Source organism: Rhizobacter sp. P2_H2 (genome assembly GCF_056403375.1).
Genome location: NZ_JBFUFP010000320.1, coordinates 1 through 5,275 on the forward strand (window position 1 = coordinate 1; position 5,275 = coordinate 5,275).

1 protein-coding gene is annotated in these 5,275 nt (G+C 69.8%); it reads right to left on the bottom strand.

Annotated elements, in window-relative coordinates:
* On the bottom strand, positions 1-5,275 hold a 5,275-nt coding region (locus tag AC1D15_RS16900; protein WP_477826878.1), incomplete at both ends, for a hypothetical protein.

Sequence of the window (5,275 nt, forward strand, 5' to 3'; positions counted from 1 at the left end):
CCTTGTTGCGGTACAGCTCCAGCTGAGCCTCCACCGGCAGCTGGTCCCAGTGCGCGAGCGCAGCCTCGTCCAGCTTGGCGACGCGGACCTTGGAGGGGCCTTCGCGCGTCTGCATCAGGTGCGGGCCTTCGTCGGCCAGGCGCGAGATCGGTGTGCCCTCGCGGATCACCACCGTCGGCTTGCCTTCGTGGATCAGCGTGACCACGTTGCCGGACTCGCTGCGCGTCATCGCGCGGAACTCGGCCTCGGGCATCACGCGGATCGGGACGTCGCCGAACTGTCCGTGCAGCTCCGGCGGCACGTGGCGCAGCAGCTCGGCGCGCATGCTGTCCAGCACCACCGGATCCGGATGCGGCGTGGCGATGGTGGCGTTGATGCCGCCGTGCGTGGCGACGTGGTCGAGGTGGATGGCGCGCGACAGGCCGTCGTTGCCGCCGGCCAGGTTGAGCAGCGCCAGGTCCTGCGCCGCCTCGGCCAGGGCCTTGGGTTCCAAGGGCTCCATGCCGCGGCTCTTGCGCTCGTTGTTGATGTCGGATTCGAGCTTGCGCATCGACGCGTTGTGGAAGCGCTGCCCCACCGCCTCGGCCGCGCCTTCGCCGAAGCCCTGGACCGCGGAATGCAGCCCGGCCTTGCCGATCTCCCACAAGGCATCCTCGCCGCGGCCCTTGAACTTGCCGGTGGCCTGGTCGAACATGATCTCGGTGCCTTTGCCGGCCATGCCGCCGGCCCCTGCGATCAGGGCGCGGCCCGCGCCGCGCAGCGTGACCGCCCGCAGTGCCGCGGCGGGTCCGCCCTCGGCGGACAGCGCCTGCAGCTTCGGACCGAGCCCGCCGCCGACCTCGATCGCCTGCGACACGGCCGCGGTGGCCGCGCCGGTCAGCGCGCCCTTCAGCAGACCCTCGAACAGCGCACCGACCGCGTGGCCCGCTCCCTTCTCCCAGGTCTGTTCCTGCAGTGCCGTGCTGCCCAGCGTGCCGATGCTGCTGGTGATCGCGCCGATGATGATCTGGTCGACCACCGGGTTGCCGGTGAAGATGCGGGCCAGCGACGCGATCATGCGGCTGGCCTGCGAGGCCGCCTGCGCGCCCTTGGAGGCGACCTGGGCGGCCGCGCCGAGCTGCGCACCGACGCCCGCGGTCACCGCCTGCACCGCGGTCATGCCCAGGTCGACCGCCGCCTGTTCCCAGCCGTAGCGGCCGCCCTTGATCGCGTAGTTGGCGCCCATCGAGGCGAGGCCCGCGACCACCGCGGCGGCGATCAGCGGACCGGCCGCCCCGCCGGTCGCCACGGTGATCGCGGCCGCGGCGATCGCACCGATGATCGCGATGCCCGTGGTCGCGATGTCGGCGTACGAATCGATCACCGCCTGGTAGTTCTGCGCGGCGCCCAGTGCGTTGTCGGTGCCGGAGACGAACTTGTCCTTCTGCTTGCCCGTGTAGTTGCCGTTCTTGTCGAACAGGCCACCGCCCTTGAGCAGGCCCTCGCGGGTGAAGTCCTCCTTCTTCACGCCGGCGGCCTCGTAGAGGTTCGACAGCGTCGTCTCCATCGACTTCTCGCCGCTGCTGCCCGAGGCGAGCAGCTTGCCGAGCGCGCCGGTCTCGCGCTTCTGCTGCTCGATCGCGAACACCGCCGCCTCGAGCTTCTCCTTGTCGTTGACGGGCACGCCGAGCATGGCGCGCTCCATGCGCAGCCGGTCGTCGCCCGACAGCTCCGAGAAGAACGGGCCCTTGCCGTGCAGGCCCATCTCGCCGTCCAGGTCCTTGCCGGTGTCGGCCTTGAACTGGTCGCGCATCGCGTCGATCTCGACACGCGTCATGYGCTCGGTGAAGCGCCACATCAGGTCTTCGTTGGTGCCCGCGTGCGAGTACATCGCATGCTGCATGGCCAGCGAATTGGTCTTGGCCGAAGGACGGTCGTCCTTCATCAGGCCCTTGACCAGGTCGGCGCCGATCGTGTCCTCGCCAAAGCGCTCGGTGAACTTGGTGCCCAGCTTCTCGCGCGCCGCGGCGACGCGCGGGTCCTCCAGCGGCTTGGCCGCGTCGGGCTTGAAGTCCTTGGGTGGCGCTTCGGCGCCGGCGTATTTCTGGCCGGCCAGCAGCAGGACCTGGGCCTTCTTCTGGCGCGCTGCAGCCCGGCGCTTCTCGTTCTCGGCCTTCTCCTCGGGGCCGGCCTGCGGGTTGTCGGGCGTGAAGCGGTCGTCGAACACCGCGGTGTCGACGTTGATCGCCTTCGGCGCATCGTCCTTGCGCTCGATCTCCACGCCCAGGCGCGCGGACTGCGCCTCGACGCTCTTGTTCCCGTGCAGCAGGATGGCGGCGGCCAGGTCCTTGTTGGCGCCGGTCATGCTCATGGTCACCGGCTGGGGCGGCATGTCGCCGCCACCGCCCACGTAGACCGTGATGTCGCGCGTCACATAGGCGGCCGCGCGTTCCTCGTCGCTCATCGCGGCCACGCCGTTCGGGCCGGCGGCGTGCGCGACGTCGGTGTCCGACACCATCTTGCCGAGCGCCTTGGCGACGCCGGCGCGGTGCTTGTCCTCTTCCTGCTCGCGCCGCTCGGGGGTCCACTCCTCGAGCTCGGCGCGCTCGTCCATGTCGCGCTTGTTCCAGTCGCCCTCGCGCATCGCCGTGTACTTTGCCTCTGCGGCGTGCACCGCATCGGCATCTCCGTCACGGCGCGCCTCGTCGACCGCGTCCTTCATGCGAAGCGCGTCCGCCGTCTGGGTGTCGCCCTTCATCAGCGCGTCGAACACCTTCTGGTCGGTGCCGTCCAGGGCGTCGCGCACCTTGGCCGCCAGCGCCGGATCGGAGGCGGCCAGCTCGGCGGCCTCGGTGGGCGAGAGGTTGCGCAGCGTGCTCTCGATGCGCGCCTCGTCGTCGTTGAAGACGCCCAGCGAGGCCTTCGCCTCCAGCTTGGCGCCACCCACCGCGTCGCCTGCCAGGTACTTGATCGCGGATTGGTAGTCGTCGCTTTTCTCGCCCAGGTAGAAGGCGAGCTCGTCGGTCAGCGTGGAACCGACCACGGTGACCGCGGCGGGATAGTCCTTGAGGTTCAACGCATTGCCCTGGGCCTTGGTCAGGCCGTGCAGGCCGCCGGTCACCGCTTCCTCCTTCACGGAGCCGGCGAAGGCGCCCGTGAACGCGGCATTCACGTCCTGGCCGTGCTTGGTCAGCTTGCTGGCGACCTTGGCGCCGATGGCGATGAGGGCGGGCTCGAACACCACGTCGACCTTGGCGGCCTCCTGCAGCTGCTCGACTTCCTTGTCGGCCTGCGCATTGAGGCCCTTGGGACCGCTGTCGCCGCCGCTGCCCTTGTCACCGCCTTTCTCCTTGTTGCAGCTCGTGCAGTCCGGGCCGCCGCCTTCGGTGTCCGTGCCGGGAGGCGGAGGAGGCGGCGGTGGCGGCTGGATGCCGGTGAACATGGCCAGGAGCGAGGCATGCGCCTGCCCCTGGCTTTTCTCGATCGATGCCTTGAGCAGGTCGGCCGGCTTGCCCATGCAGCTCTGGGCCGCAGCGGTGACGCTGTCGCGCAACTGGATCGCCGACTTCACGAAGGCCTGCACCCGCTCGCTCTGCTGCTGCTCGCCGTGGGTGGCGGCCTGGCCCATGGCCTGCAAGGTCGTGTCGAGTTCCTTGGCGCGGTTCGTCGCCAGTTCGTCCTTCTGCTGTGCCTGCTCGGATTCCAGGCGATCGCGGTTGCCGGCATGGCGTTCGCGCACCGACGCCCCAGTGGATGCGAGCCCCTTGCGCAAGGAAGCGGGCGCAGTCTGCGACAGCCGGCGCACGGCGGCGGCCCCGCCGCTCATGCCGGTGGCGCGCAGGTTCTGGCCGAAGCCCTGCACACTGCGCCAGTAGCCGGGCAGGGCGCCGCGGGTGGCGGACTCGACCGAACCGACGGCGCCCTTGGCGCCGCGCAAGGCGCCGTTCAGCACGGCACGTGCCTGTGTCGTGAGCCGGGTGCGCGCGGCCTTCTGCTGTGAACGCAGCTGGTGCAGCGTGGCGGCGCGCATCTGCCGCAGGTTCAGCTGCGCGGCGGCGAACTGACCGGCGAGCCCCTTCTTCGCGCGCTTGAGGGCGCCGCCCACCGACTTGCGGCCGGCGTCGAAGGTCTTCTTGCGGTTGCTGTCCAGGCTGCCGCGGTAGGTGCAGCTGGCATTGCACAGCGTCGTCGTGTTGGTGGTGTTCCAGGCCTTGACGACTTCGGTGTTGTGCTTGGTCAGCTCATCGACCTTCTTTTTCACCAGGCCGGGCACGCGCGGGAGGATGCGCTCGTTCTTCGCACCTTGCAGGGCGCCCACGCCCTCGACCTTGAAGGTCTCGGCGCGCTTGTCGCCCCACTCGGTGATCGCCTTCGTCGTGGTCTCGAACTGCTTGGCCGCGCGCCCCGTCACGGTGGTGAACTGCGTGGTGTGCGCAGTCTCGATGGCGCTCACCTGGGCACTGATCATGGCCGAGGCGGCACCATCGTTGGCATTGATCGCGCCCCAGGCGCTGTTGGCGGCGCGCTGCAGGCTGTTCGCCGCATCGATGTAGCTGGCCTGCAGCGTGAACTGCGCTTCGGTGGCACGCGCGTCGGCCTCTTCGCACGCGCGGTTGGCCTCGGCGTCGAGCTGCGAGACGCCGGCATCGTGCTGCTGGGTGATGRTCTCGGCGGTGAGCCCGTAGTGGTGGCTCATCCAGGCCGTCAGCTGGCTGGCTTCGGAGGCCAGCGTCTCCTGTTCGCGGCGTGCCTCGCGGTGCAGGTCGGCATAGGCGCTGCGCGCGGCCTCGCGCGCCGCGTCCACGGCCTGCGGGTCGCTCTCCGGCGCGGCCGGATGCGCGGCGGGACCGGCCGGACGCTTGCCTTCCTCCTTGTCCTTCTTCTTCTGCTCGGCCGGCTTGGTGGCACTGCCTTCGCGGCGCGGCAGGATGCCGGCCGGCAGTTCCGCGTCGGCCTCCCACTCGGGCACCAGGGCCTCGGGGTCGAAGCTGAGCGGCACGTCCAGCGACGTTCCCTCGGTGGGCGGCTCGGGATCGGTTTCGACCTCACCGACCGGCTGCGCCTCCACGTCATCGGGCAGTCCGCCAGCCCGGCCGCCGCCGGCAGCAGCCTTCTTCTTGTCGCCCTTGCCCTTGTCCTGGCCTTCCTCGTCCTTGCCRCTCGCCTTGTCTTCACCTTCCTCGCCGCCTTTCCTGGCATCCTTCTTCTTGTCGTCCTTTCTCTTGTCGTCCTTTTTCTCGTCCTTCTTTTCCTTGTCGTCCTTCTTGTCCCCTGGCTTGCCTTGCGGTGACGGTGC